This is a genomic window from Prevotella denticola (genome assembly GCF_900454835.1).
Lineage (GTDB): Bacteria > Bacteroidota > Bacteroidia > Bacteroidales > Bacteroidaceae > Prevotella > Prevotella denticola.
This window is the reverse complement of sequence record NZ_UGTM01000001.1, coordinates 1,334,132-1,359,303: the sequence shown is the minus strand read 5'-3', so window position 1 is coordinate 1,359,303 and position 25,172 is coordinate 1,334,132. Positions and strand designations below refer to the sequence as shown.

The window sequence follows — 25,172 nt, the reverse complement described above, 5'->3', positions numbered from 1 at the left end:
CCTCGCTTATTGCAGTTTTCTCACATTGACAAGACATTATGAATCAGGAAAAGACATATTCAGGACTTACCGACCGGGAGGTTTCCGACAGTCGGCAGAAATATGGTGAAAATCTCCTTACGCCAGCACCCCGGACCCCGCTGTGGAAGCGTTTCCTGGGAAAGTTCAGCGATCCGTTGATTATTATCCTGCTCATCGCCGGACTTCTTTCCGTCGGCATCTCCTTCTATGAGTACTACGGTCTGGACGAAGGCGATGAAGTCTTTTTCGAGCCTGCTGGCATTTTCATTGCCATTCTCCTTGCTACAGGGATGGCTTTCTTCTTTGAGGAGAGAGCCAACAAGGCGTTCGCTATCCTCAACCAGGTAGATGATGACGAACCTGTGGAGGTAATCCGTAACGGCAATACGACGAAGATTCCGAAACGACAGGTTGTCGTGGGCGACATTGTTCTGCTGGAGACGGGAGCGGAAGTGCCGGCCGATGGCGTACTGCTTGAGGCGACAGCCCTTCATGTTGACGAGTCGTCGCTTACGGGCGAACCTATCTGCCGCAAGAGCACGCACGAGGCCGACTTCGACAAGGAGGCTACTTTCCCAACGGACTATGTGCTCCGTGGGACGAAAGTCATGGAGGGACACGGTGTCTTCCGTGTGGAGAAGGTCGGCGACAGTACCGAGAACGGCAAGGTTTTCGTGGCATCCCATATTGACAACAGCGTGAAGACACCGCTCACCGAACAGCTCGAACGCCTCGGACGTCTCGTCACCCGTGCAAGCTATGCCATTGCCGTCCTCATCCTCATTGCACGTCTGGTGGTGTTCTTCCTCAGCTGCGATTTCAATTGGATATATTTCCTGCAGTATCTGCTCGACTCTGTCATGATCTGTGTGACGCTCATCGTCGTAGCCGTACCCGAGGGGCTGCCTATGGCGGTGACGCTCTCGCTGGCTTATTCCATGCGCCGTATGCTCAGGACCAACAACCTTGTGCGCAAGATGCACGCCTGCGAAACGATGGGGGCAACGACGGTTATCTGTACCGACAAAACCGGAACGTTGACGCAGAACCAGATGCGGGTGCGTGAAATGGAGATAGATTGTAGTACCGCCGAGCATCAGGCTTTGGCTGAAGAAGGGATCTCCGTCAATTCGACGGCATCTCTCGATTTCTCAGACCCGCTGCATCCGACAGTTCTGGGAAACCCTACGGAGGGTGCGCTCCTGCTCTGGCTGCACGCCCAGGGATGCGACTACCGTCGGTTGCGTGCGCAGGCAGAGGTCATCGACGAACTCCCTTTCTCCACTGAACGCAAATGTATGGGGACGCTTGTGCGGTCGGCTCTGTTGCCTGGCAAGACCGTCCTATATATAAAAGGTGCAACGGACATCATCCGTCACTACTGCACCTCCGTCATGGGTAACGGATCGTGGAACGAAATCAATGCACAGCTGCTTGCGTGGCAGAACCAGGCAATGCGCACACTGGGCTTCGCCTGCATGATTCTGCCCGACGATGTGGGTATCAGCCTACAGGAGGGGGCCATCGTGAAGCTGCTCGACTCGGTGAAAGAAAAGCCGTACGGACTTGTCTTCCAAGGCATCGTGGCGATTGCCGACCCTGTACGCAAGGAGGTGCCGGCAGCCGTCCGTGAATGCCTCGAAGCGGGCATCGACGTGAAGATTGTGACGGGTGATACGCCGGGTACTGCCAAGGAAATCGGGCGGCAGGTGGGACTGTGGACCGAGCGTGACGGCGACCGCAATGTCATCACCGGACCGGAGTTCGAGGCACTCAGTGATGCCGAACTTGCCCGTCGTGTCCGCAGTCTGAAGATTATCGCCCGTGCGCGTCCGATGGATAAACGGCGGCTGGTCGAAGCACTGCAGGCGCAGAACGAGGTGGTGGCTGTCACCGGCGACGGTACGAATGATGCGCCGGCCCTGAAGGCTGCCCACGTCGGCTTGTCGATGGGCGACGGTACGAGCGTTGCCAAGGAGGCGTCTGACATCACTATCATCGACAACTCCTTCCGTTCCATCGGCAGGGCGGTGATGTGGGGCCGTTCGCTCTATCAGAACATACAGCGGTTTATTCTCTTCCAGATGACGGTGAATGTTGCAGCCTGCCTCATCGTGCTGGCGGGCGCACTGATCGGGACGCAGAGCCCGCTTACGGTAGCCCAGATGCTGTGGGTCAACCTCATCATGGACACCTTTGCCGCCATGGCACTTGCCTCGCTTCCGCCGTCGGAGGCCGTCATGCACGACAAGCCACGCGACCGCCGTGCGTTTATCATCACGCCGTCCATGGCCCGGCAGATCATCGGCGTGGGTGGTTCCTTCTTCGTCCTGCTGTTGGGTCTGCTCTATCTGCTGGAGTATGCGCCTGTCCGTTCGATGGCCGGACTCCTCATATGGCATCGTGCGGGACAGCGTGAATTGACCAGCTACGAATTGAGCCTCTTCTTCACGTTCTTCGTCATGCTGCAGTTCTGGAATATGTTCAATGCCCGTGCCTTCGCTACAGGGCGCAGTGCCTTCCACTTCAAGGGATGCAGGGGATTCGGCATCATCGTCCTGCTCATCTTCTTCGGTCAGATTGTCATTGTGCAATTGGGCGGAAGGATGTTCAATGTCACACCTATCAGTCTGTCAGACTGGATTGCCATCATCGTTTCTACTTCGTTTGTCCTCTGGACGGGAGAGCTGCTCCGGCTATTTGGCAGGTGGAGGCATGAGGCGGTGTGAATATGCTGACGGTTGAGGATATTCCAAAATATAAACACCGTTCTTGGTATTTTACAGGGACAGTAGATCTTTCGGAGGACAGTCTCATTCTACTTGTAAAAAAATCTTCTAAGGTTTAGAGTGGTCAGGATGCTGACAATGAGGACAGAATTACCAATTGTTTACTGAAAAAGTTTATTTCTCATTTGCTGTCACTTTTAACATTCTTTGTTAATACATTGTTTATTAGTATGTTATATGTATTTAAAGAGTGACGGCAGTGACAGGAAAATAATTTCACAGCAGATTGACCACAAGCGCATCTGCCGTGGATGAAAGCCAGACTATGTCTTAATCCTAAAGTATATTCTTCTGCGGCAGCCTCTTTATCGGGGTTATTCAGAAAGCTAACTTTCAAGAACAACTTCTATCCGATTATCATGCTTAACGTGATCCGTAGTAAGCCTTGACACCATTGGGGTACACCCTCAACACCATTCGTGTTTACCCTCAACACACAGACAGTAAAGAATCAGCGTGTGTAAATGATAATCCCCATTCATTATCTACTGGTCCATTTTCAGTATAAACCCATCCCAAAAGAAAAGACCCTTCCAGAACTCGTCTTTGAGTATGGAAATGGTCTTTTCTTTTTGTTCTTTCAGGAAGGTTCTCTGCTTGCAGAGCAGAAATGGGCAAGTGGTGAATCTGCATTTTTCATTCCCTCTGCCGCTTTCTTTGGAAGAGATGGAGTGAGGTTCGGCTGTTGTTTCTGTCTGTCGGTAATATTCTTCGCAGGTCCATTGATTTGCAGATGGTTATCGCCGATGTGAAAAACGGTGCCTGACAAGACTTCAATTTACGCCCGGTTGAAGCTCGACCAAGGCCTGATTGAACGTCAGCCGAGGCTTGGTTGAAATGCAGGTGATGTCCGGTCGAAATCCTCGTGTCAGAGAAACCCTCCGTTCTGTGTATTCGGTGGCTTTGTCCGGAAAGGTGAAGGAAGATCTGCCTACAACGTGATTTCGCCTGATCCGTAGCATCGGTGGTGGTGTTCGTCATAGACGACGCAGAACTGTCCGGGGGCTACTCCGTGGATGCGCCCGGCTGAATGGATGATGCACTTTCCGTCCGGCAGCTGTTCGACCCTTGCCGGATGGTACTCCGGTGTGTGGCGGATCTTGAAGGTAATCTTCTCCGGCAGTTCCGTGATGCCTTCTGTAAGGAAATGGAAGTCGTGCAGCGGGAAGTTGCTCTTGTAGGCCGTCTCGGGATCGTAGCCATGGCTTACATAAAGGATGTTCTTGTCTACGTCTTTCCGTACGACGAACCAGGGACCGCCTCCGAGCCCGAGCCCCTTGCGCTGTCCGATGGTGTGGAACCACAGTCCCCGGTGTTCGCCGATCTTCTTCCCAGTCTCGAGTTCGATGATGTCACCGGTCTGTTCACCCAGGTAACGGCGCACATACTCGTTGTAGTCGATGTTGCCCAGGAAGCAGATGCCCTGTGAGTCCTTGCGGTGCGCATTGATGAGATGCTCGCGTTCGGCAATCCTGCGTACTTCGTCCTTCTCGTAGTGTCCGATGGGGAAGAGAGCTTTCTTCAGCTGCCAGTCATAGATCTGTGCCAGAAAGTCGGTCTGGTCCTTCACAGGGTCAGGGCTTGTCGTGAGCCATTTTCGTCCGTCAATCCATTCGGTCTGTGCGTAGTGTCCTGTGGCGATGAGGTCGTAGTCGTGTCCCATCTTCTCGTCGAAGGCACCGAACTTAATCAGCCGGTTGCACATTACGTCGGGGTTGGGCGTGAAGCCGGTCTTCACCTTCTCCATCGTGTAGCGTGTCACCTGATTCCAGTATTCCTTATGGCAGTCGACGACCTGCAGCCTGCAGCCGAAGCGGCGGGCCACGGCGGTCGCCATCTCCATGTCCTCTTCCGAGTTGCAGTCCCATTCCTCCTTCTCTTCCGGACCGATTCTTATATAAAAGCAGTCGGGATGCAGGCCGAGCCGTGCGAATTCATACACCACGACCGAACTGTCAACACCTCCCGAAAGCAGTACGGCGATGCGTCTGTTCATTAGTTCCTGAATATCCATCTTGCCTGTTTCTCCTTTATTTTCGTTATGCTTTTCCCTTGACCGCTTCCTCGACGGTTCTCTTTTTGTGCGGCACCTTCATCCTGTCAAATCCCATACCGTAGACTCCGTTTACGACTCCCTGCGAAACAAAGGCGTTGGGGTCGATCTCGTCGATGACCTGATAGATGGAGTGCGCCTCTGAACGGCGGGCGATGATAAAGAGCATACCCACCTTCTTTCCTGTATAGAAGCCACGTGCCTCGATCAGGGTACAGCCTCTGTCTACATCGTTGTTGATTGCCGTGCCGATCTCTCCCCAGTGTTCCGAGATGACGAAGAACTGTACCGACCCGCGCATTCCACTGATGAGATAATCCACCATATAAGTCATGACGAAGAGGACGATATAGCCGTAGATGACCTTCTCCCAGTTTTCCAGGACCAGATAACTCGAGGTGATGATGCAGAGGTCGCAGACCAGGATGACCCGTCCGAGCGAGATGTCGCGGTACTTGTGGATCATTGCTGCGATGACATCCGACCCGCCCGAGCTGGCATTATACTGCAAGGCGATGCTTACTCCGATTCCTAACAGTACGCCGCCCACCACGCAGGCGAGGAACGGTTCGTTGGCAAAGAGCGCATGCTCGGCAAACACCTCCCGTAGGATTGATGTGGAAGAGGCGAACACCAGGACGGCAAAGATGGTCCTGACACAGAACTTCCATCCGAGTATCTTCAGGGCAACGAAAAGCAGAATACCGTTGATGATGAGGTAGGTGTACTGTACGGGTATGTCGAAGCCCCATTGTATTACGGATGCGATACCGGCGATGCCTCCGATGGTAATATGGTGAGGCAGCAGGAAGGCGCACCAGCCGAAGCTGCCGATGACCATCGCCAGTGCAATCATGAGAAACTCGAATACGTCTCTGAACTTGCTTTTTCTTTTTCGTACCATGTGTTTATCAGTTGTTAGTAGTCTGCAAAGTTAGTGAAAATATCGTGAAAGTCAATTTCAAAGACAATTTTTTCTATGCCGACCGGGAATATTCTCAATCGTTTTTCGTATTTTTGCGGCTCAATCGGATAATGTTAACCCATGAGGGATTTCTTTTCTGCTGACGGATGGTTGAATACTTCCATCGTGTCAATCAATGATTTTCTGTGGTCCTGCATTCTTGTAGCAGGACTTATTGCCTGTGCCTTGTGGTTCACGTGGAAAACACGTTTCGTACAGTTCCGCATGATAGGGGAGATGATACGGCTTCTGGGCGAGTCTACCGGCAAGCATGGTGACGGTGAGAAACATGTTTCGTCTTTCCAGGCTTTTGCGGTTTCAATAGCCTCACGTGTAGGAACAGGAAACCTTGCCGGCGTGGCAAGTGCCATCGCCATCGGCGGTCCGGGGGCTGTCTTCTGGATGTGGGTGATAGCTCTGCTGGGTTCAGCGACAGCTTTCGTCGAATCGACGCTTGCCCAGCTTTATAAGCGTCGTCATGCCGACTCGTTCATCGGCGGCCCTGCTTATTATATCCTGCACGGCATGCACTGCCGGTGGATGGCGCAGCTCTTTGCCGTACTCATCACCATGACCTTCTGCATGGCTTATATCTCCGTACAGAGCAATACCATCTGCGGTGCCATGCAGAAAGCCTTTTCCGTAGACCCTTTCTGGATGGGTGTAGTGCTTGCGGTACTCTCGCTGGCAATCGTCTTCGGCGGCATTCAGCGCATTGCAAAAGTGAGCAGCGTTCTCGTCCCGCTGATGGCGGTGGGGTATGTGATTCTTGCGCTTGTCATCATCGCCATGAACATCCAGCTCATTCCTCATGTCTTCCGTATAATCGTAGAGAACGCCTTTGGTATCGGACCTGTTGCCGGTGGAGGGCTGGGAGCCACGATGATGAACGGCATCAAGCGCGGTCTCTTCAGCAATGAGGCCGGCGAGGGGTCGGCTCCTAACATTGCTGCCACAGCCTCGACCACCCATCCCGTGAAGCAGGGGCTTATCCAGTCGCTCGGCGTGTTCACCGACACGCTGCTCGTATGCAGCTGCACGGCTTTCATCATCATCATCAGCGGTATCTACACCAACAGTTCCGAGTCGGGAATCCTGCTCACGCAGGGTGCGCTGGAAAGCGAGGTGGGCAGTGCCGGTCCAGTCTTCGTCGCCATAGCCATCTTCTTCTTCGCTTTCAGCAGCATTATCGGCAATTACTACTATGGCGAGGCCAACGTGCGTTTCCTGACACATCGTCCCTCGGCAATCATCTTCCTGCGCGTGATTACCGGCGGCGTGATGGTCATGTTCGGTGCGGTTGCCAGCCTCGATCTTGTATGGAGTCTCGGCGACCTTTTCATGGGACTGATTACCGTCTGCAACCTCGTAGCGATTTTCACTCTTGGCAAGTATGCCTTCCGTCTCCTTGAGGACTACCGCCGCCAAAAACGTTCGGGTGTGAAGAGCCCTGTGTTCCGACGTGAGACGATGCCAGAGATAGCAGAGGAATTGGAGTGCTGGTAAGACGTCTGTTCCGTTTTCAGTCTGTGCTTTTCAGTCTGTCGGCAATGAAGCCGTCGACAGAATATTTACCGGCACCGTCGAACCATGAGAGAACGAAGACAACGAGATAGAGAAAAGCCAGTTCGCCGCCACTGACCGACCCGCCATGGACGGTGGTGAAGGCCACGAACATGGTGAAAATCATCGGCAGGATTGTCAACCGTGTGAGGAAGCCTATGGCGAATGCAACCCCGCAGATAAGTTCGCCGAAGATGCTTAATGCGACCGCCACGTCGCCGTCCATGCCGAACAGTACAGGAAAATGAGCTGCCGTCTCGGCGAAATGCTCCAGTTTGTCAAGACCGTGGCTGGCGAATGTGAGTCCGAAGATGAGGCGTGATGCCAGCAGTATGAGTGATGCCTTTGTGTCCTCCGGGTTGCGAGGGGACAGTAGTCTTAAACTTTTCATTTCTTGTTATCCTTTTATATTTCATATTGTGGTTTGCTGTTTGCAAAGTTAGGGATAAATCCCCTTTCTTGCAAAGGATAGACTGCATAATTCTGTCTGCAACACAGGAAATGCCACATCTTTGACGGCAGTGAAGGTCCTCTTTCATGGTTTGCAGGTAGGATTTATCGTTATTTAACTTTCTGGAGGCACATTTGTTATCCTGGCGTCCGGCGGGAAACATTACCTTTGCGGCAGAAACAATTAATCAGTAGCATTTATGGCAAATAAGATGAAAGACTTTCTCCCGAAGATTGAGATGGAGAAGATGCGGACTCTGCTGGAAACAGAAGAGAAGTATGAGACCGGGCAGATTACGCTTGAGGAGGCCCGGGATGTGATGCGGACGAAAGTGGGTACTATCCGTCCCTATCACATTGCCTATATGGAGCAGAACCTGAAAGCCGGCGATGACGACGAGTGCATCCGGGTGGATATGCGGAAGGTAATGGAACTGCTGGACGGCTTCATGGACAACAGTCGCCCGGAACTTCCGGCAGACCATCCGCTTTCACATTACTACAAGGAGAACGATGAGATGCGCCGGCTGATGCTTGCCGTGGAAGATCTCGTGCAGTACCCGCTGATCAAGAACCAGTGGTTGGAACTCTATGACCAGATACGCCGTTACCCTGTTCATTACCAACGCAAGCAGAACCAGCTCTACCCGTTGCTGGAACAGAAGGGATTTGACCGACCTACTACGACGATGTGGAATTTCGACGATCTCATCCGGGATGAAATCAGGGAGGCTGCAGAGCTGCTGGAGAAAGGTGAGGAAGAGCGGTTCATCGCTGCGCAGCCGGTGCTTGTGGCCCATGCCCGCGACCTGATGGAGAAGGAAGAGACCATTCTTTACCCCACATCGCTTGCCCTCATCACTCCCGAGGAGTTTGAAGACATGAAGTCGGGAGATCAGGAAATCGGTTTTGCCTTCTTCAGCGTGGAGAACACCTCATCCCCTGTCTCCCAGCCGCAGGCATCCGGCGCAGCCTTTGCCGCTGACCTTCAGGCACTGCTCAGTAAGTATGGCTATTCGGCCGGCCCGCAGCAGGAGCTGGATGTGACGACGGGCAAACTGACACTGGAACAGATCAATCTCATCTACAAGCATCTGCCTGTAGACATCTCGTTCGTGGACGAGAACGAACTGGTGAAGTTCTATTCAGACACCGACCATCGCATCTTCCCAAGGTCGAAGAACGTTATCGGACGGCAGGTTGTCAACTGCCATCCACGGAAGAGCGTGCATATCGTGAAGGAAATTGTTGAGAAATTCCGCAGCGGAGAGCAGGAAAAGGCCGAGTTCTGGATCAACAAGCCCGGGGTGTTCATCTACATCGTCTATATTGCCGTGCGTGATGCAGAGGGACGTTTCCGCGGTGTATTGGAGATGATGCAGGACTGTACGCATATCCGTGAACTGGAGGGGTCGCAGACCCTCTTGACATGGGCGGGAAAAGACAAAACCACGGGAATGCCTGTGTCCAATGGCGATTCCGATGATGCCGGTAAGGAAGAAAGGCGGTCCGCCCCCTCTGTCGGCTCCCTCGAAATCCATTCAGATACCCGTCTGAAAGATCTCTTTGACATCTATCCTCACCTCAGGAAGGAACTTGCTGCACGCTATCCCTCCTTCAAGATGCTGAATTCGCCTCTGGGCAGGATTATCCTCAAAAAAGCTACCATCCGCATGGCGGCGGAGCGGTCCGGGCTGGGGGAGGAGCAGCTGATAAAGCTGATAAAGGAGTGCCTGTAAGGCGGTCGTAGGATCTCGTCTCCTTTCCCTACCCACGTTTTCTCTCCTCATGGACTGCTCCGGGCAGGGGAGGGTGCGGACGCTCCTTTTTCATTCCTCATTCTTGCAGGGTTCAAGGAAAATGCTTACTTTTGTGAACAAGAATCACAGATTATGACAAGACGAATGTTCCAGCTTCTGGTCATGGGGCTGATGCTCATAGGGATAAGTTCCTGCAAGGAGGAAAAGAAATCGAACGACATCATCACGAAGATAGTGCCGAAACCCAAGGTGCCGAGTGGTCCGCAGCGTCTGTCCGACTTCCTGTATGAGAAGAAAGTGAAGTGGCTGGGGGGTACGTTTATGATACGCATCCGCCGCTTTGCGGACAAGTCGCTCGCCATGGTACACGACGAGGACGGCAGAGAGTATTACGACAACAAGATTCTGCTTCAGGTACTGCGGCAGGACGGCTCGCTTTTCTACGACCGTACATTCACGAAAGACGACTTCAGAGAGTGTGCAGACAGCCAGTATGGCAGGGACGGCGCACTTGTCGGCTTCATGTTCGACCGTGCCGAGGGAAAGACACTCTATTTCGGTGCCAGCGTCGGATCACCTGACCCGAACAGCGACGAGTATGTGCCCATGGACGTGACGCTCGACAATATGAGCCATCTGCGCATCACCAAGGCTACCCAGCTTGACACTCCCGGCGACCAGCCCCTCCCCGAGAAGCAGAAGACAGAGGCGGAGATCTCCGAGGAAGAGGGCGTATAAGGGCTTTCCTGAATGAAAGATAGCAAACGAAGAAAGTGTGTCACACATCCATACCGTAGGGACAGACGAGGGCGTCTGTCCCTATTTTAGCTACTATATGGACTTTTCACAGCCCCTTCGTTTTCTCCCGGTATTTCACTCCTTGTAAGGAAAAGATGCATACGGACAGGGGAAGTCGACACATCCCCGTATGCCAGACTCTGCTGCAGGCCCTTGTTCCCAACCGTCTGGGAATCCTGTTCCCAGACGGTTGGGAACAGGATTCCCGGTGCTTGGGACTGCGGTTCCCAAGGCTTGGGAACAATCGGAGCATTGCTGCGATGTGACACGGTATGTGGAAGATTCTTTTTCGATGTCAGTGCGTATTTTTTCCTTTTGTATTTTGCTTATATGTTTTTTATTTGTTATCTTTGCGCATGATAAGGGAATTCTAAAATAACAAAATGGCTAAAATAAAGACAATCGGTATTTTGACTTCCGGTGGTGATGCACCGGGTATGAATGCGGCCATCCGTGCTGTGACAAGAGCGGGTATCTACAACGGTTTCGATATAAAGGCGGTCTATCGCGGCTATGACGGACTGATTACAAACGATATACGTCCTTTTACAACCGAGAATGTCAGTGGGATTATCGGTCAGGGCGGTACCATCCTGAAGACGGCGCGCTCTAAGGAATTCGCTACGGAAGAAGGCAGGAAGAAAGCCTATGACAACCTTGTTGCCGCAGGCATTGATGCACTGGTTGTCATTGGTGGAAACGGATCGCTGACAGGTGCCATGAAAATCGCACAGGAATTTGACATCTGCTGTATCGGCCTGCCCGGCACCATCGACAACGATCTTTATGGGACGGACAATACTATCGGCTATGATACGACGATGAACACCATAGTGGAGTGTGTCGACCGGATCCGTGATACTGCACAGAGCCACGAGCGCATCTTCTTTGTCGAAGTGATGGGACGTGATGCGGGATTTCTCGCCCAGAACTCGGCCATTGCCAGCGGAGCCGAGGCGGCCATTATCCCGGAGGATTCGACGGATGTGGACCAGCTGGCACGTTTCATGGAACGCGGCATTCGTAAATCGAAGCGGAGCTGTATCGTCATCGTGTCAGAGAGTCCCAAATGCGGGGCGATGTATTATGCCGACCGTGTGCGCAAGGAATTTCCCGACTATGATGTGCGTGTCTCCATCCTGGGGCACTTGCAGAGGGGCGGACGTCCGTCGGCACGCGACCGCATCCTGGCAAGCCGTACGGGAGTGGGGGCCGTCGAGGCCATTATGCAGGGACAGCGCAACATCATGGTAGGCGTGAGGAATAATGAAGTCGTCTACGTGCCCCTGTCAGAGGCGATCCGTTCAGACAAGCCTTTCGACAGGAAACTCATCAAGGTACTCGACGAGCTGAGCATCTGATTGCGGTACATGATCTGCACCTGTCCGTTTGTAGAAGAAAGTAATAATAAAAAACAATAAAGATATTTATGTCACAGATTAATGGGCATATCTCCCAGATTATCGGTCCTGTTATCGATGTATTCTTTGATACCAAGGGAGAGAATCCTGAAAAGGTTCTGCCTAAGATTTACGATGCCCTGCGCGTAAAGCGTCCGAACGGGCAGGATTTGATCATCGAGGTACAGCAGCACATCGGGGAGGATACCGTGCGCTGTGTGGCTATGGACAATACCGAAGGGCTGCAGCGCGGTCTTGAAGTCGTACCGACAGGCAGCCCTATCGTCATGCCCGCAGGAGAGCAGATCAAGGGACGCATGATGAACGTCATCGGCCAGCCTATCGACGGTATGGAACCTCTGAAGATGGAGGGGGCTTACCCCATTCACCGTGAGGCACCGAAGTTCGAAGAACTGTCTACGCACAAGGAGATGCTCCAGACAGGCATCAAGGTCATCGACCTGCTTGAACCTTACATGAAAGGTGGCAAGATCGGCCTCTTCGGCGGTGCCGGCGTGGGCAAGACGGTGCTCATCATGGAGCTGATCAACAACATTGCCAAGGGCCACAACGGCTACTCTGTGTTTGCCGGTGTGGGTGAGCGTACCCGTGAGGGGAACGACCTGATCCGTGATATGCTGGAGTCTGGCGTCATCCGCTATGGCGAGAAGTTCCGCAAGGCGATGGAAGAAGGCAAGTGGGATCTCTCGCTTGTCGATCAGGAGGAAATACAGAAGTCGCAGGCTACCCTTGTCTATGGACAGATGAACGAGCCGCCGGGGGCACGTGCCTCAGTGGCGCTTTCGGGTCTGACCGTTGCCGAGGAGTTCCGTGACCATGGCGGCAAGAACGGTGAACCGGCCGATATCATGTTCTTCATCGACAACATCTTCCGTTTCACGCAGGCAGGTTCAGAGGTTTCGGCGTTGCTGGGACGTATGCCTTCAGCTGTAGGTTACCAGCCGACGCTGGCCAGTGAGATGGGTGCCATGCAGGAACGCATCACCTCGACAAAGCGCGGCTCGATCACTTCTGTACAGGCTGTCTATGTACCGGCTGACGACCTGACCGACCCGGCTCCGGCCACCACGTTCACCCATCTGGATGCAACGACCGAGCTGAGCCGTAAGATTACCGAGCTGGGTATCTATCCGGCGGTAGACCCGCTGGGCAGTACGTCGCGTATCCTCGACCCGCTGATTGTCGGCAAGGAGCACTATGACTGTGCGCAGCGAGTAAAGCAGCTGTTGCAGCATTACAATGAACTGCAGGACATCATCGCCATTCTGGGTATGGATGAACTCTCGGACGAGGACAAGCTGGTCGTGAACCGTGCCCGCCGGGTACAACGCTTCCTTTCCCAGCCGTTTACCGTCGCCGAACAGTTCACAGGTGTCAAAGGAGTCATGGTTCCTATCGAAGAGACCATCAAGGGCTTCAACGCCATCTTGGACGGTGAGGTCGACGATCTGCCGGAGCAGGCGTTCCTGAATGTCGGTACGATTGAAGATGCCAAGGAGAAGGCCAAGCACCTTCTGGAGGCTAGCAAGTAATCATCCCCTTGAACGGAAAGAAAAGTAATTGAATTGTCTATGTTGACACTTAGGATAGTTTCCCCGGAGAGGGTTGTCTTTACAGGCGAGGTCGACAGCGTGCTGGTCCCCGGGACTGTAGGTCAGTTTGAAATACTCAACGACCACGCACCGATCATCTCGACACTGGTTGAAGGCAAGGTCGTCTACAGCGTAAAAGGCATAAAGAAAGAGCTTCGGATCGTCGGCGGTTTCGTCGAGGTGAAGAAGAACGAGGTGAGCCTTTGTGTGGAAATCTGAGGGACAAGGGACAGACGGCGGTGCGGATGGACTGTAACAAGGTTTATAAGAGGTATCAGAAGATCAGCCTGTGGATCATTGCAGGGCTCTATCTTTCGGGTATGCTTGTGGTGCAGCTGACAATGCACTCGTCTTATGCCTATATGCTGACAATCAGCGCACTGTTCTCGCTCGTCACCATCTCCGTCTATGGAGGGGCTTGGAAGGCGGTAGCCGGAAAGTCGCCGGGCATACTGGGGAAGTTCTATCTTGCCGCCTCGGCATTGCGTATGTTGCTGGCATTCCTGGTTGTCCTGGTCTATGCCTTTGCGGTGAAGGACCGCACGAGGGTGATGGGTTTCGCCGTTGTCTTCATGGCCTTCTACATCGTACTGCTGGCCTTCGACACCATCTATTTTTCAAAAGTGGAAAAGAACAATAAAACAATAATTGACGAATGAAATATCTCAAGCATTTGCTTTGCATGGTCGTGATGCTCTTCCTGCTTCTGCCTGGTGCGGCAGCATCCGAGAACAAAGGCGGAGGTGTCGATCTGCAGGGCATATTGTGGGGACACATCAAAGACTCGTATGAGTGGCATGTCACCAACATCGGTGACAAGCCGGTCGTCATCAATCTGCCGGTCATCGTGAAAACCTCCACGGGCTGGTACACGGGTTGGGCGGAGGATTTTGCCGAGGAACCGTTGGAAGCCGGTCCTCATGCCGGCTACCGCCCTTGCAGGAACAATCCGAACCTGTTCATTGCGACAAAGGGTAACTACGAGCGGAGAATCGTCGAACTGCAGAAGGACGGAACGGAAGTGCGGCCCTTTGACCTGTCGATAACGAAGTCCGTATGCGTTCTGTTCATCGATGCCATCCTGCTGCTGCTGTGCATACTCATCCCTGCACGGTGGTGCCGGCGGCATAATGTTACGGACAAGGCACCGAAGGGTTTCACGGGACTGATGCATATGTTCGTGATGTATGTATATGATGAGGTAATCAGGCCGACGCTGGGCAAGGAGGCTGACCGGTATGCCCCTTATCTGCTGACCTGTTTCTTCTTCATCTTCGTCGCCAATGTGATGGGGATCGTACCGTTCCCGCCGGGTGGCGGCAACCTGACGGGTAACATTACCATTACGTTCTTCCTTGCTGTCTGTACGTTCCTGGTAACCAATATCTCTGGGACGAAGCATTACTGGAAGGACATCTTCTGGCCGGATGTACCGGCGTGGCTGAAAGTGCCGGTACCTTTGATGCCGATTATCGAGATCTTCGGTATCTTTACAAAACCGTTCGCCTTGATGGTCCGTCTCTTTGCCAATATGATGGCAGGCCATGCCATTGCCCTTGCATTGACGTGTATCATCTTCATCATGGCGACAATGGGTGTTGTACTTAGCTCTTCAATGACGGTAGTGAGTGTGGGTATGAGCATCTTCATGATGCTGCTTGAAATTCTGGTCAGCTTCATTCAGGCATTGGTATTTACAATGCTGAGCGCAGTGTTCATTTCTCTGGCACGTGTACATGAAGTACGGGCTGATAAATAAGCAGCCCGCCGGTTGTCTGCCGGAAGACGCTGCGGGGGGCGGCAATATAGCGGTTAGGCTGGCATTTCCGGCTGCTTGAAAGCTATAGATGCCAGTCGTGACGGCCTCGTTATAGGACTGATAGCTTTTCTAGTCTCTCTATTATCGCCAAGTTCCAATAGTTCCGCTAGTCTCGATAGCTTCATCAGAATCCTGCCATCGCTCTTTCTCTCAGCACCCCGGTAACCGGCTAAAAAGGCAGCCAAGGCTCGGTGTAAAGCCTCTCCCTGCTGCCCTGGAAATAGAAGAAAATAAAAACAATTAATATTTAAAAGCAAAAAACTATGTTGACATCATTGTTATTAGCAGCAGAAACTGCAAAGTTGGGCGCCGCTATCGGTGCAGGTATCGCAGCCGTAGGCGCAGGTCTTGGTATTGGTCGTATCGGTGGACAGGCTATGGATGCCATGGCACGCCAGCCGGAGAAAATCGGTGACCTTCGTTCTTCAATGATTATTGCGGCTGCCCTTGTCGAGGGTGTTGCTTTCTTTGCAGCAATCATTGCTCTTCTCTGCGTTTTCTAAACTGGAGTTGAAGGCTATTTATACAAAATTGGTAAGAAAAGTAATTTAGCAGCTTATGTCATTATTATTGCCAGATGGCGGTTTGCTCTTTTGGATGACCCTTGTCTTTCTGGTGGTCTTCTTCATCTTATGGAGATGGGGTTTCCCGTCCATCATCAAGATGGTGAACGAGCGCAAGGAGTATATCGACGAGAGTCTTGCCAAGGCAGAGGAGGCCAACCAGAGGCTTGCCAACATTCAGAAACAAGGTGAGGAGCTGCTTATGGAGGCACGTGAGAAGCAGGCGCAGATTCTTCGGGAAGCGTCTGACACACGTGATGCCATAGTCGGACAGGCACAGGAGAAGGCACACGAAGAGAGTGCCCGCATCATCGCTGAAGCCAAGGCTGAGATAGAAAACCAGAAGCAGGCTACCATCCGTGACATCCGTTCGCAGGTAGCTGAACTTTCGGTTCAGATTGCCGAGAAGATTCTGCACAAGGAGCTTGCCGGCTCTGCCGAGCAGACCCGGCTTATTGACAGCTTGTTGGATGAAGTTGCTTCTACTAACGGAACAGAAAGTAAATAATCGCTTATGAATACAGGTGTAATATCGGTTCGCTATGCCCGTGCGCTGTTGAAGTGTGCCTGTGAGCAAAAACTCGAGGACAAGGTATATGTCGTCATGCAGGCCCTTGCCCGGAGTTATCTTCAGGCACCGGAACTCCGCATGACGATTGAAAGTCCGATGCTTCCGAAGGAGAAGAAGCGCAAGCTGTTGGAAGTAGCCTGTGGAGAAGACAGTCCGGAGCTGGTAGGAGACTTCCTTTCCCTTGTAATGAAGAAGGACAGAGAGGAACTGCTTCAGTTCATGGCGAATGACTATGTCGCTCTGTATCGCAAGCAGAAGAACATCATCTGTGGAAAGGTCATCACCGCTTCTCCTGTTTCTTCCCAGACAGAAGACAAGATGAAAGCGCTCGTACAGTCCAGGGCACATGGCACTGTCGAATTCAACACTGAAGTCGACTCTTCACTCATCGGCGGTTTCATCCTCGAGTACGATACTTACAGAATGGATGCCAGCGTGAAGAACAAGCTGAATGCTATCCTCACACAATTAAAAAAGTAATAAATCAATAACATGTCAGATAAAATTAAACCAAGTGAGGTGTCTGAGATTCTTGCAAAGGAACTACAGGGCATCAACTCGGAGGAGAAGTTTGATGAAGTCGGCACTGTACTGACTGTCGGCGATGGCGTGGCTCGCGTCTATGGCCTTCGCAATGCAGAAGCTAATGAGTTGCTTGAATTTGAGAATGGCACTATGGCGATTGTCATGAACTTGGAGGAAGACAATGTCGGTTGTATTCTCCTCGGGCCTACAGCAGGCATCAAGGAGGGAGAGAGCGTCAGGCGTACACATCGTATTGCTTCCATCCGGGTCAATGACAGCTTCTTGGGACGTGTAGTCAATCCGCTGGGAGTGGCAATCGATGGAAAGGGAGATCTTGATCTGACTGATGCTTTCGAGATGCCGCTGGACAGAAAGGCCCCAGGTGTCATCTACCGTCAGCCGGTGAAGGAACCGCTTCAGACAGGTCTGAAGGCTGTTGACTCGATGATTCCTATCGGACGCGGCCAGCGTGAGTTGATCATCGGTGATCGGCAGACGGGCAAGACCGCCATCGCTGTTGATGCCATCATCAACCAGAAAAGCTTCTATGAGCAGGGACAGCCGGTCTATTGTATCTATGTCGCCATCGGTCAGAAGGCCTCTACCGTAGCAGCCTTGGTACAGAATCTGAAGGACCACGGCGCACTGCCTTATACGATTATCGTCAGTGCAACGGCTGCCGACCCTGCTGCAATGCAGTATTATGCGCCGTTTGCCGGTGCTGCCATCGGTGAGTATTTCCGTGATCGGGGTTACTCTGCCCTCGTCGTCTATGATGATCTGTCGAAGCAGGCGGTTGCCTATCGTGAAGTGTCACTGATTCTCCGTCGTCCTTCCGGACGTGAGGCGTATCCGGGTGATGTCTTCTATCTCCACTCCCGTCTGCTGGAGCGTGCAGCACGTATCAACGACCAGCAGGAAATTGCCGAGAAGATGAACGATCTGCCGGAGTGCATGAAGGGTCATGTCAAGGGCGGTGGTTCGCTTACGGCCCTGCCGATTATCGAAACACAGGCAGGTGACGTGTCCGCCTACATCCCAACCAACGTGATTTCCATTACCGACGGTCAGATTTATCTTGAGTCCGACCTCTTCAATCAGGGCTTCCGGCCTGCCATTAACGTGGGGATCTCTGTTTCTCGTGTAGGTGGATCGGCACAGGTCAAGAGTATGAAGAAGGTGGCGGGAACGCTGAAGATCGATATGGCGCAGTACCGTGAGCTGGAGGCTTTCTCCAAATTCTCGTCCGATATGGACAAGGTGACGGCCATGACGCTCGACCGTGGGCGTAAGAACAACCAGCTGCTGATACAGCCGCAGTACAGTCCGATGCCGGTGGGTGAGCAGATTGCCATCCTCTATTGTGGCGTACATGGACTGATGCGTGATGTACCGGTAGACCAGGTCCGCCAGTGTCAGGACCAGTTTCTCGACAGTATGCGTTCAGCTCATTCCGATGTTATCAGTGAACTGGCTGCCGGTAAACTGGAAGATACTTCTGTAAAGGTGATAGAGGAAGTCATGGGCAATATTGCCGGACAATATAAATAAAGACAATAAAGAATGGCATCGTTAAAGGAAATCAAGACTCGTATAGCCAGTGTCCAGAGTACCCGCAAGATTACGAGTGCGATGAAGATGGTAGCCTCGAGCAAGCTGCACCATGCGCAGTATGCCATCGAGTGTATGCTTCCTTACGAGGCTATGCTCGAGCATATTCTCAGGACTTTCCTTGTCTCTACGCCCGATACGGAGACTCCGTTCGACGTACAGCGTCCTGTGAAACGTGTAGCTTTGCTGGTCTTCTCTTCCAACAGTTCTCTCTGTGGCGGATTCAATGCCAATGTCATCAAACTTATGCAGCAGGCGATAGATGAATACCGTTCCATAGGGCTGACAGACAAGGATATAACAATTTATCCAGTGGGAAGAAAGGTGGCTGAGGCGGCAAAGAAGCGGGGATATACCTGTGTGTGTCCTTATCCCAATCTTGCAGACAAGCCCAACTCGGAGGAGTGCCGGAACATTGCCAAGGAGTTGGGACAGAAATGGCTGGATGGCGAGTACGATAAGGTGGAGATTATTTATCATCACTTCAAGAGTGCTGGCAGCCAGATTCTCCAGCGCAAGAAATTCCTTCCGATTGACCTCGAGGAAGAACTCAGTGCCAATACAGAACGTGACTTGTCATCTGACCTGACGACAAAGGCCGCACAGGATTATCTCAAGAAAAAAAGGAAGACGGCAGAGCAGAAGACCGGAAATGAAACCGTTGTGCCTCTGAATGACGATTTCATCGTTGAGCCTGACTTGCAGACGGTATTGAGGGCACTGGTGCCGAAGCTGCTCCATCACATGGTCTTTACGGCTCTTCTGGACAGCAATGCCTCCGAGCATGCAGCACGCATGGTGGCCATGCAGACTGCTACGGACAATGCTGACGATCTGCTTCGATCGCTTAATTTGCAATACAACAAGTCGCGTCAGGCTGCCATCACCTCAGAGTTGCTCGATATTGTCGGCGGTACGGTAAACAACTGACGCTCGTCAGGCTCTCTTGAACCGATACAGAATAAATGAAAAAACAAGGGTGTGCCAAAACATAGATTAGTGAGAAGTCTTCTTTCTTATTGACAGTTTCCACACCTGTTTATCGTCTAAACCAACCGTTATCATTGAACTTCCAGCTCTTTGATAACGGTTGTTTTGGGTCAGTAGATAATTAATGGACCAGTAGATAATTAACGGGGATTACCATTTACACCCACACTGATTCTTTCCTGTCTGTGCGTTGAGGATAAACACGAATGGTGTTGAGGGTGTACACCAATGGTGTCAAGGCTTAGTACGGATCACGTTAAGCATTATAATAATCGAATAGAAGTAGTTATTCTTGAAAATAAGCTTTCTGAATAACCCCGATAAAGAGGCTGCCGTAGCAGAATATACTTTAGGATTAAGACATAGTCTGGTATTCATCCACGGCAGATGCGCCTGTGATTGGTCTGCTGTGAGATTATTTTCCTGTCACTGCCGTCACTCTATAAATTTATATAACAAACTAATAAACAATGTGTTAGTGAAGAATGTTAAAAGTGACAGCAAATGAGAAATAGACTTTTTCAGTAAACAGTCGGTAATTCTGTTCTCATTGTCAAGCATCCTGTCCACTCTAAACTTTAGAAGATCATTTTATAAGTAGAATGGGTCTATCCCCCATGAAAAATCTACTGTCCCATTTTTTATTGTCAGTTGATTTTAGTGACAATAGGGATTTTACACACGCTCGTTTTCATTGTGTGCAACAGAGTTTCTGATGTGGTTCTGAGCGATGAGCTTCGGGTGCAGACTTAGAATTCAATCGTGATGCGCCCATTGATTTGTCTTCCTGTGAGATAGTTCGGAACGGCATATTGCTGTCCGGCAATGTCCGTTACCCAATGGTAGGAGTTGACATTGTTGATGCCGAAGAGGTTCAGAAGGTCTATTCCAAGCCAGATGTTCTTGAAGACAGTGTTGCGGCTGCCATCATGATTGTCCAACAGACGGTAGCTCATGCCCATGTCGGCACGCTTGTAGGCGGACGCACGGAAGGTATTGTTCTCCAGTTCCTTATGTGGGGCAGAGAATGGAAGTCCATCTGCATAAGTCAGTCTCAACGACATACGCCATCGTGTAGAGCCTGGGAAGAAATCAGTAAAGTAGAGGTGAAGCGCATACCGTTGGTCGGTCGGGAGAGGAATCCGCTTGCCATTCAGCTTCATGCTGGTGTTCATTACGCTAAGGGTCAGCCATGAATCTGTACCGGGTACGAACTCTCCGAAGAGCTTTAAATCGAGTCCTGTGGAACGTCCTGTAGCTGTATTTTCCCCATAGTATGTCACTTTCACGTTGTCAACCGAGTAGGGTACAAGCCGTGAGAGGGCCTTGTAATATGCTTCGGCTGTGAACTTGAAGGGGCGGCCTAACATCTCAAAGCGATAGGATATGCCGGCCAGTGCGTGGATGGAACGCTGTGCCCGGATTTTCTGGTTGAGTGTGGCGTATGTGATGCCGTTGACCATTGATGTATCGCGGAGTTCCTTATAGAACGGTGCCTGATAATAGAGCCCGCCGGCAAGACGGAAGCTGAGTTTGCGGTTTCTGCCCGGTGTGATGGTAAGGGATGCACGAGGGGAGAAGAGGCTCTCACCGTTGAAGTTCCAGTGAGCGAAGCGTACGCCGTAATTCAAGGTGAAGAGGGTAGGGACTGAGTCGCGTGTCTGAAAGTTCCACGTGTCTTGCAGATAGCTTTCAAAGCGTTTTGCATTGAGTTCGTTACGTGCCCGGAGCGAATAGATCATCTTCAGGTCGCGCCCTGTATGAGGTACGTTATAGCCCGCTGAATCACGATATTCGTATTCGGCAGAGTTCTCCTTGATACGCTCAATCTTATAGGTCACTGCACCCTCAATCTTATGTTTGCCTGCACGGTGCTGCATCATCAGCTTCAAACTCTGCACATTAGCATTGAGATAGTCGCGAGAATGCTGCATATACGTACCCACACCGAGGTTTTCAGACGTCTCCGTCTGTGTCAGCCAGTACTGTCCTTGAATGTCGTAACGCTCCTGCTCCTTCGTTGTGAAAGCCGATGCGAGGAGGGAGAGGTCTGTGCGAGAACTCAAATGGCGTGTGATAGCCAGCGAACCGAAGAAGGTACGGAAGAGGTCTTTTTCTTGTCCATCGAAGTAGACACGGAACTTCTTCACGTTCTGCAGCGTACCGAAGTTTGTCTCACGGTCTTCTGGCTCGAAGTTATAACGGTTGTCAGAGATGTTACCGATGAAGTCTACCTGCCAACGTTTGTTGGGTTGCCATGAGAGATAAGTCTGATAATCAAGGAATGACGGACGATATTCGCCCTTTGTCTGGAGTGATCCGAGGAGGTAACGATTGGTTTTATAACGCACACCATTGGTCCACGTCAACTTCTTCGTAGCTAATCCGAGGTAGGCACTGGCACCTAAAAGTGAGGCAGAAATAGAGGCTTCGGTCTTCTTCGGGCGTTTATAGGTGATGTCTAAGGCTGAACTCATCTTGTCACCATATTTCGCTTCGAATCCACCGGTTGAGAAACCAACGCTCTCTACCATGTCGGGATTGATAATAGAGAGTCCTTCTTGCTGTCCGCTTCGCACAAGGAAGGGACGGAACACTTCTATGTTATTGATATACACAGAGTTCTCGTCGAAGGTACCACCACGCACGTTATATTGTGAGGATAGCTCTGAGTGGGTCGAAACACCAGCCTGTGTCTGTACCATTTCTTCGACAGCATTGCCCGACGTAGAGGGTCCTTGTTTGTTTTTTTGAATATCTAATTCTTCCGTTGTTCCGTGCTGTTTGGCTTTACCCTGCACTACGATCTCCTGCAATTCGTTGTCGTCAGCAAGCTGTACGAGTAGTGTCTGCTTTCCCTTTGGGCGCACGAGAATCCTTGTCTTGGTCTTGTAGCCAATCATTGAGAAGCGCACCTTCACGGAGTCTTCACTCTGCAACTGCATGCTGAACTCGCCTTTTAGGTTGGTCATCGACAGCTTTCCCTGCGAAACAACCATGACAGAAGCCAACTCAATAGGGTTGCCTTCCTTGTCGGAAACCTTCCCTTGCAGTGTGAACGATTGTGCAAATGCCAGCTGGGCTGTCACCATGAACAATAGTAGTAATATGTATTTCTGAATATCCTTACGTTTCATACATTATATAACGTTGGTGATCTTGTTTTATTATCTTTCTCAGTTACTTAGAAGTGAAAGACTTGCTGCAAAGCGGTTCTTGCGCTTTTACAAAAATGATAATTGCTTTTATTTATCTTATTTATGTGTTTCAATTTGATGTATAATATTTTTTTTATATCTTTGTGACGAACAAATTATGCCATTTGAAATATGATGAAGAAGCTTATCTTATTTTTTACCTTTGTGTTTTTAGGACTATTAGTTACAGCCTTTGTTCTTTACGTTTGGAATCAGAAACGTACGTCTTTAAAATGGGAAGATGTACAAGTATATAATGCAGACAAGATACCCGTCGAGCCAAAAGATTTCCGAAATGACTTTGAAGAGATGTTCAACCTCGTCAAAGAGCGGTATGTATATAAAGATGAGAAGCATCTAAATCTTGATTCGATTCATACTGTCTACATTCAGCGTCTTGATACTATGCAGTCGAAGGTGGCTTATTCATTGTTGATAAAGGAGTTCTTTGGTAATCTGAAATGTGCCCACGCAGATAATGTATCCATAGAGGAACCTTGGTTTATACAGGGAGATCAAATTATTGTGATTGATAATCGGGTGTTCGTTGACAAGCCTTCTAACTTTGCAATTAAAGCTGGTTTGCGGGATAAAGATGAGATTGTTTCGGTGGATGGAGTGCCAGTAAATAAATGGGTAACTGATAAAAGCAAGTATGTTTCTGCTTCTACTGATGCTGCACGTTACCTGTATTCAGCAAAGAATATACTATGGAGCTATACGGATTCAGTGAAGAGACTGGACGTTATCCGACAAGGTAAACCTTTAACGCTCACAATTCATCTTCAATCTCAATATATCCCCACAAAGAATAAAGAACAAGATGTGACGTGGAAAAGACTGTCCTCACAGATTGGATATATTGATGTGAGAAGTATGGTAGAGGGTGTTGATAAGCAGTTTAGTGAGGCTTTGAAGTCATTAAACAATCTTCCATATCTTATTGTGGATATACGTGAGAATACAGGAGGAAACAGTAGTGTCGGGGATTTCATAGCACAGCACCTGATAAAGGGTGAACGGACGATTTGGAACGGCACAAAATTGTCGCCTTCTGCGGATGCTTATAAGGGCAAGGTGATTGTCTTGGAAGGACCTGTTACGGCTTCTGCTGCTGAGAGCTTTCTGATAACAATGAAAGAGAGTGGTGATGCTATCGTTGTTGGTACGCCTTCTGCGGGTGATACTGGTGGTAATCCTCGTTTGTTTAAGACCACGTATGGAATGTACTACTGGATTCCAATCGGTCATCCTTTTAAGTATTCTCCTAAGGGGTTCCCATTAGAGGGCAAAGGCATTAAGCCTCACTACCTTGTACCTATGAAGGTAAATGATTTCTTGTTGGGGAAAGATACTCAACTTTCTTATGCTGAGGAGCTGATACGTAAATAACGAGGAACAATGAAGAAGAACTTACTTTCAAGAATGAGATAAAATGATATAAGTTATCATCTCTCATTAAGGAGCAATGGATAAAGCCCAGCAACTATTTATTACCGTGCTTTATACGAAAAAAAGATGTGCCTACTTAGACACATCTTTTTTTATAATTGAAATCTATCTTTTGTCTTTTTTAGCCCAAGTACTTCATGAGCACGCGTGCATTCCCGCTTTCACGAATCTTTTCAATCGCTTTCTCGCGAATCTGGCGAACACGCTCACGGGTAAGACCCATCTCTGTCCCGATTTCTTCCAGACCTTTCTCCTGACAGCCGATGCCGAAGCATTCGGTGACGATTTTTATCTCACGATCCTTCAATGTGTTCTGAAGAACGGCACGAAGGTCGTCTGACATTGACTCGAAGTCAACGCCACGGTCGGTGCGTGAGTCGTCACCCGACGACAGCATGTCACTCATTGAGTTGTCGTCGTCATCGCTAAATGGAGCGTCGATACTCATGTGGTGATTGTCTGCACTCTGGCTCTGGCGGATGCGTGCCTCATCAATGCCGGTCAGTTCTGCCAGCTCATGGATAGACGGACGACGGTTGTGTTTCTGTACAAACTCGTTCGTCACCTGATTGATCTTGGAGATAGCTCCCACCTGATTCAGCGGCAGGCGCACGATACGGCTCTGCTCGGCGATGGCCTGCAGAATGCTCTGACGAATCCACCAGACAGCGTATGAGATGAACTTAAAACCACGTGTCTCATCAAATTTCTCCGCTGCTTTTACCAGCCCGATGTTCCCTTCGTCGATAAGGTCGGTGAGAGACAGTCCTTGGTGCTGATACTGTTTAGCTACAGAGACGACAAAGCGGAGATTGGCCTTGATCAGTTTCTCCTTGGCACGCTCGCCCTTGCGGCCACCTTTGTGGATTTCCTGCGCCAGCTCAATCTCTTCGTCTACGGTAATCATCGGTTCGCGCCCAATCTCTACAAGATACTTGTCCAGTGCCTCGCTTGAGCGGTTGGTGATACTTTTAGAAATCTTAAGTTGTCTCATGAATTCTGTACTGTTTCCTCCTTAAAATATAGCGGTTTT

Annotated in this window: 21 protein-coding genes; 16 read left to right on the top strand and 5 right to left on the bottom strand. The window is 50.7% G+C overall.

The window, feature by feature from the left end:
• Nucleotides 1-38: 38 nt before the first annotated feature.
• Together DYH27_RS05745 and DYH27_RS13280 are read left to right on the top strand one after the other, a co-directional pair.
• A complete protein-coding gene (locus DYH27_RS05745; RefSeq protein WP_029216496.1) occupies nucleotides 39-2,750 on the top strand; it encodes a calcium-translocating P-type ATPase, PMCA-type in 2,712 nt (903 codons plus the stop codon).
• A 524-nt stretch (nucleotides 2,751-3,274) separates the two neighbouring features.
• Nucleotides 3,275-3,562, top strand: coding sequence for a hypothetical protein (locus DYH27_RS13280; RefSeq protein WP_147287456.1), 288 nt, complete (start codon nucleotides 3,275-3,277; stop codon nucleotides 3,560-3,562).
• A gap of 179 nt (nucleotides 3,563-3,741) precedes the next feature.
• On the opposite strand, the gene mnmA is transcribed toward DYH27_RS13280, so the two are convergent.
• Complete coding sequence (gene mnmA / locus DYH27_RS05740) at nucleotides 3,742-4,824, bottom strand: tRNA 2-thiouridine(34) synthase MnmA (protein ID WP_029216495.1); 1,083 nt, start codon at nucleotides 4,822-4,824, stop codon at nucleotides 3,742-3,744.
• 25 nt (nucleotides 4,825-4,849) lie between these two features.
• A complete protein-coding gene (locus tag DYH27_RS05735) occupies nucleotides 4,850-5,767 on the bottom strand; it encodes a YitT family protein (RefSeq protein ID WP_004352344.1) in 918 nt (305 codons plus the stop codon).
• A 141-nt stretch (nucleotides 5,768-5,908) separates the two neighbouring features.
• Between DYH27_RS05735 and DYH27_RS05730 the strand changes: the two genes are divergently transcribed.
• The gene (locus tag DYH27_RS05730) at nucleotides 5,909-7,333 is read left to right on the top strand and encodes an alanine/glycine:cation symporter family protein (RefSeq protein ID WP_004352369.1); all 1,425 of its coding nucleotides are present in this window, start codon (nucleotides 5,909-5,911) and stop codon (nucleotides 7,331-7,333) included.
• 16 nt (nucleotides 7,334-7,349) lie between these two features.
• On the opposite strand, the gene DYH27_RS05725 is transcribed toward DYH27_RS05730, so the two are convergent.
• Entirely contained in the window at nucleotides 7,350-7,781 is a 432-nt protein-coding gene (locus DYH27_RS05725) for a DoxX family protein (protein ID WP_025067801.1), read from the bottom strand.
• 259 nt (nucleotides 7,782-8,040) lie between these two features.
• Between DYH27_RS05725 and DYH27_RS05720 the strand changes: the two genes are divergently transcribed.
• The 12 genes from DYH27_RS05720 (at nucleotide 8,041) to DYH27_RS05660 (ending at nucleotide 19,430) form a co-directional block, all read left to right on the top strand.
• A complete protein-coding gene (locus DYH27_RS05720; RefSeq protein WP_025067800.1) occupies nucleotides 8,041-9,579 on the top strand; it encodes a DUF438 domain-containing protein in 1,539 nt (512 codons plus the stop codon).
• Nucleotides 9,580-9,732: 153 nt separating this feature from the next.
• On the top strand, nucleotides 9,733-10,338 hold the full coding sequence (locus DYH27_RS05715) for a DUF4738 domain-containing protein (protein ID WP_025067799.1): 606 nt from the start codon (nucleotides 9,733-9,735) through the stop codon (nucleotides 10,336-10,338).
• Nucleotides 10,339-10,781: 443 nt separating this feature from the next.
• Nucleotides 10,782-11,759, top strand: coding sequence for a 6-phosphofructokinase (gene pfkA, locus DYH27_RS05710; protein ID WP_004352470.1), 978 nt, complete (start codon nucleotides 10,782-10,784; stop codon nucleotides 11,757-11,759).
• Nucleotides 11,760-11,827: 68 nt separating this feature from the next.
• Nucleotides 11,828-13,351, top strand: coding sequence for a F0F1 ATP synthase subunit beta (gene atpD, locus DYH27_RS05705; RefSeq protein WP_013671092.1), 1,524 nt, complete (start codon nucleotides 11,828-11,830; stop codon nucleotides 13,349-13,351).
• A gap of 39 nt (nucleotides 13,352-13,390) precedes the next feature.
• Nucleotides 13,391-13,630, top strand: coding sequence for a FoF1 ATP synthase subunit delta/epsilon (locus DYH27_RS05700; RefSeq protein ID WP_004352409.1), 240 nt, complete (start codon nucleotides 13,391-13,393; stop codon nucleotides 13,628-13,630).
• A gap of 26 nt (nucleotides 13,631-13,656) precedes the next feature.
• Complete coding sequence (locus DYH27_RS05695; protein ID WP_025067798.1) at nucleotides 13,657-14,070, top strand: hypothetical protein; 414 nt, start codon at nucleotides 13,657-13,659, stop codon at nucleotides 14,068-14,070.
• Complete coding sequence (gene atpB / locus DYH27_RS05690; RefSeq protein WP_013671095.1) at nucleotides 14,067-15,170, top strand: F0F1 ATP synthase subunit A; 1,104 nt, start codon at nucleotides 14,067-14,069, stop codon at nucleotides 15,168-15,170. Before DYH27_RS05695 ends, atpB begins: the two co-directional genes overlap by 4 nt.
• A gap of 323 nt (nucleotides 15,171-15,493) precedes the next feature.
• Nucleotides 15,494-15,733, top strand: coding sequence for an ATP synthase F0 subunit C (gene atpE, locus DYH27_RS05680; protein ID WP_004352373.1), 240 nt, complete (start codon nucleotides 15,494-15,496; stop codon nucleotides 15,731-15,733).
• 55 nt (nucleotides 15,734-15,788) lie between these two features.
• A complete protein-coding gene (atpF, locus tag DYH27_RS05675) occupies nucleotides 15,789-16,301 on the top strand; it encodes a F0F1 ATP synthase subunit B (RefSeq protein WP_025067796.1) in 513 nt (170 codons plus the stop codon).
• A 6-nt stretch (nucleotides 16,302-16,307) separates the two neighbouring features.
• Nucleotides 16,308-16,844 carry a F0F1 ATP synthase subunit delta gene (locus tag DYH27_RS05670; RefSeq protein WP_025067795.1) on the top strand — a complete coding sequence of 179 codons (537 nt, stop codon included), beginning with the start codon at nucleotides 16,308-16,310 and terminating at the stop codon, nucleotides 16,842-16,844.
• 12 nt (nucleotides 16,845-16,856) lie between these two features.
• On the top strand, nucleotides 16,857-18,440 hold the full coding sequence (gene atpA / locus DYH27_RS05665) for a F0F1 ATP synthase subunit alpha (protein ID WP_025067794.1): 1,584 nt from the start codon (nucleotides 16,857-16,859) through the stop codon (nucleotides 18,438-18,440).
• A 12-nt stretch (nucleotides 18,441-18,452) separates the two neighbouring features.
• Nucleotides 18,453-19,430 (top strand): F0F1 ATP synthase subunit gamma, encoded by a 978-nt coding sequence (locus tag DYH27_RS05660; protein WP_025067793.1) that lies wholly within the window; start codon nucleotides 18,453-18,455, stop codon nucleotides 19,428-19,430.
• Nucleotides 19,431-20,239: 809 nt separating this feature from the next.
• Here the strand turns inward: DYH27_RS05660 and DYH27_RS05655 are convergent.
• Nucleotides 20,240-22,627, bottom strand: coding sequence for a TonB-dependent receptor (locus DYH27_RS05655; RefSeq protein ID WP_029216494.1), 2,388 nt, complete (start codon nucleotides 22,625-22,627; stop codon nucleotides 20,240-20,242).
• A 195-nt stretch (nucleotides 22,628-22,822) separates the two neighbouring features.
• On the opposite strand from DYH27_RS05655, the gene DYH27_RS05650 reads away from it, so the two are divergent.
• Nucleotides 22,823-24,079, top strand: coding sequence for a S41 family peptidase (locus DYH27_RS05650; protein WP_025067792.1), 1,257 nt, complete (start codon nucleotides 22,823-22,825; stop codon nucleotides 24,077-24,079).
• A 181-nt stretch (nucleotides 24,080-24,260) separates the two neighbouring features.
• Here DYH27_RS05650 and DYH27_RS05645 read toward each other — a convergent pair whose 3' ends face one another.
• A complete protein-coding gene (locus DYH27_RS05645; protein WP_004352439.1) occupies nucleotides 24,261-25,133 on the bottom strand; it encodes a sigma-70 family RNA polymerase sigma factor in 873 nt (290 codons plus the stop codon).
• Nucleotides 25,134-25,172: the final 39 nt, after the last annotated feature.

Coding starts and splice junctions, on each gene's coding strand:
- atpB (WP_013671095.1), top strand. CDS start 14,067: ATGAAATATCTCAAGCATTTGCTTTGCATGGTCGTGATGCTCTTCCTG.
- DYH27_RS05650 (WP_025067792.1), top strand. CDS start 22,823: ATGAAGAAGCTTATCTTATTTTTTACCTTTGTGTTTTTAGGACTATTA.
- DYH27_RS05655 (WP_029216494.1), bottom strand. CDS start 22,627: ATGAAACGTAAGGATATTCAGAAATACATATTACTACTATTGTTCATG.
- DYH27_RS13280 (WP_147287456.1), top strand. CDS start 3,275: ATGATAATCCCCATTCATTATCTACTGGTCCATTTTCAGTATAAACCC.
- DYH27_RS05670 (WP_025067795.1), top strand. CDS start 16,308: ATGAATACAGGTGTAATATCGGTTCGCTATGCCCGTGCGCTGTTGAAG.
- DYH27_RS05720 (WP_025067800.1), top strand. CDS start 8,041: ATGGCAAATAAGATGAAAGACTTTCTCCCGAAGATTGAGATGGAGAAG.
- atpF (WP_025067796.1), top strand. CDS start 15,789: ATGTCATTATTATTGCCAGATGGCGGTTTGCTCTTTTGGATGACCCTT.
- atpA (WP_025067794.1), top strand. CDS start 16,857: ATGTCAGATAAAATTAAACCAAGTGAGGTGTCTGAGATTCTTGCAAAG.
- atpE (WP_004352373.1), top strand. CDS start 15,494: ATGTTGACATCATTGTTATTAGCAGCAGAAACTGCAAAGTTGGGCGCC.
- DYH27_RS05660 (WP_025067793.1), top strand. CDS start 18,453: ATGGCATCGTTAAAGGAAATCAAGACTCGTATAGCCAGTGTCCAGAGT.
- atpD (WP_013671092.1), top strand. CDS start 11,828: ATGTCACAGATTAATGGGCATATCTCCCAGATTATCGGTCCTGTTATC.
- DYH27_RS05700 (WP_004352409.1), top strand. CDS start 13,391: ATGTTGACACTTAGGATAGTTTCCCCGGAGAGGGTTGTCTTTACAGGC.
- DYH27_RS05715 (WP_025067799.1), top strand. CDS start 9,733: ATGACAAGACGAATGTTCCAGCTTCTGGTCATGGGGCTGATGCTCATA.
- DYH27_RS05730 (WP_004352369.1), top strand. CDS start 5,909: ATGAGGGATTTCTTTTCTGCTGACGGATGGTTGAATACTTCCATCGTG.
- DYH27_RS05745 (WP_029216496.1), top strand. CDS start 39: ATGAATCAGGAAAAGACATATTCAGGACTTACCGACCGGGAGGTTTCC.
- DYH27_RS05725 (WP_025067801.1), bottom strand. CDS start 7,781: ATGAAAAGTTTAAGACTACTGTCCCCTCGCAACCCGGAGGACACAAAG.
- DYH27_RS05735 (WP_004352344.1), bottom strand. CDS start 5,767: ATGGTACGAAAAAGAAAAAGCAAGTTCAGAGACGTATTCGAGTTTCTC.
- pfkA (WP_004352470.1), top strand. CDS start 10,782: ATGGCTAAAATAAAGACAATCGGTATTTTGACTTCCGGTGGTGATGCA.
- DYH27_RS05645 (WP_004352439.1), bottom strand. CDS start 25,133: ATGAGACAACTTAAGATTTCTAAAAGTATCACCAACCGCTCAAGCGAG.
- DYH27_RS05695 (WP_025067798.1), top strand. CDS start 13,657: ATGGACTGTAACAAGGTTTATAAGAGGTATCAGAAGATCAGCCTGTGG.
- mnmA (WP_029216495.1), bottom strand. CDS start 4,824: ATGGATATTCAGGAACTAATGAACAGACGCATCGCCGTACTGCTTTCG.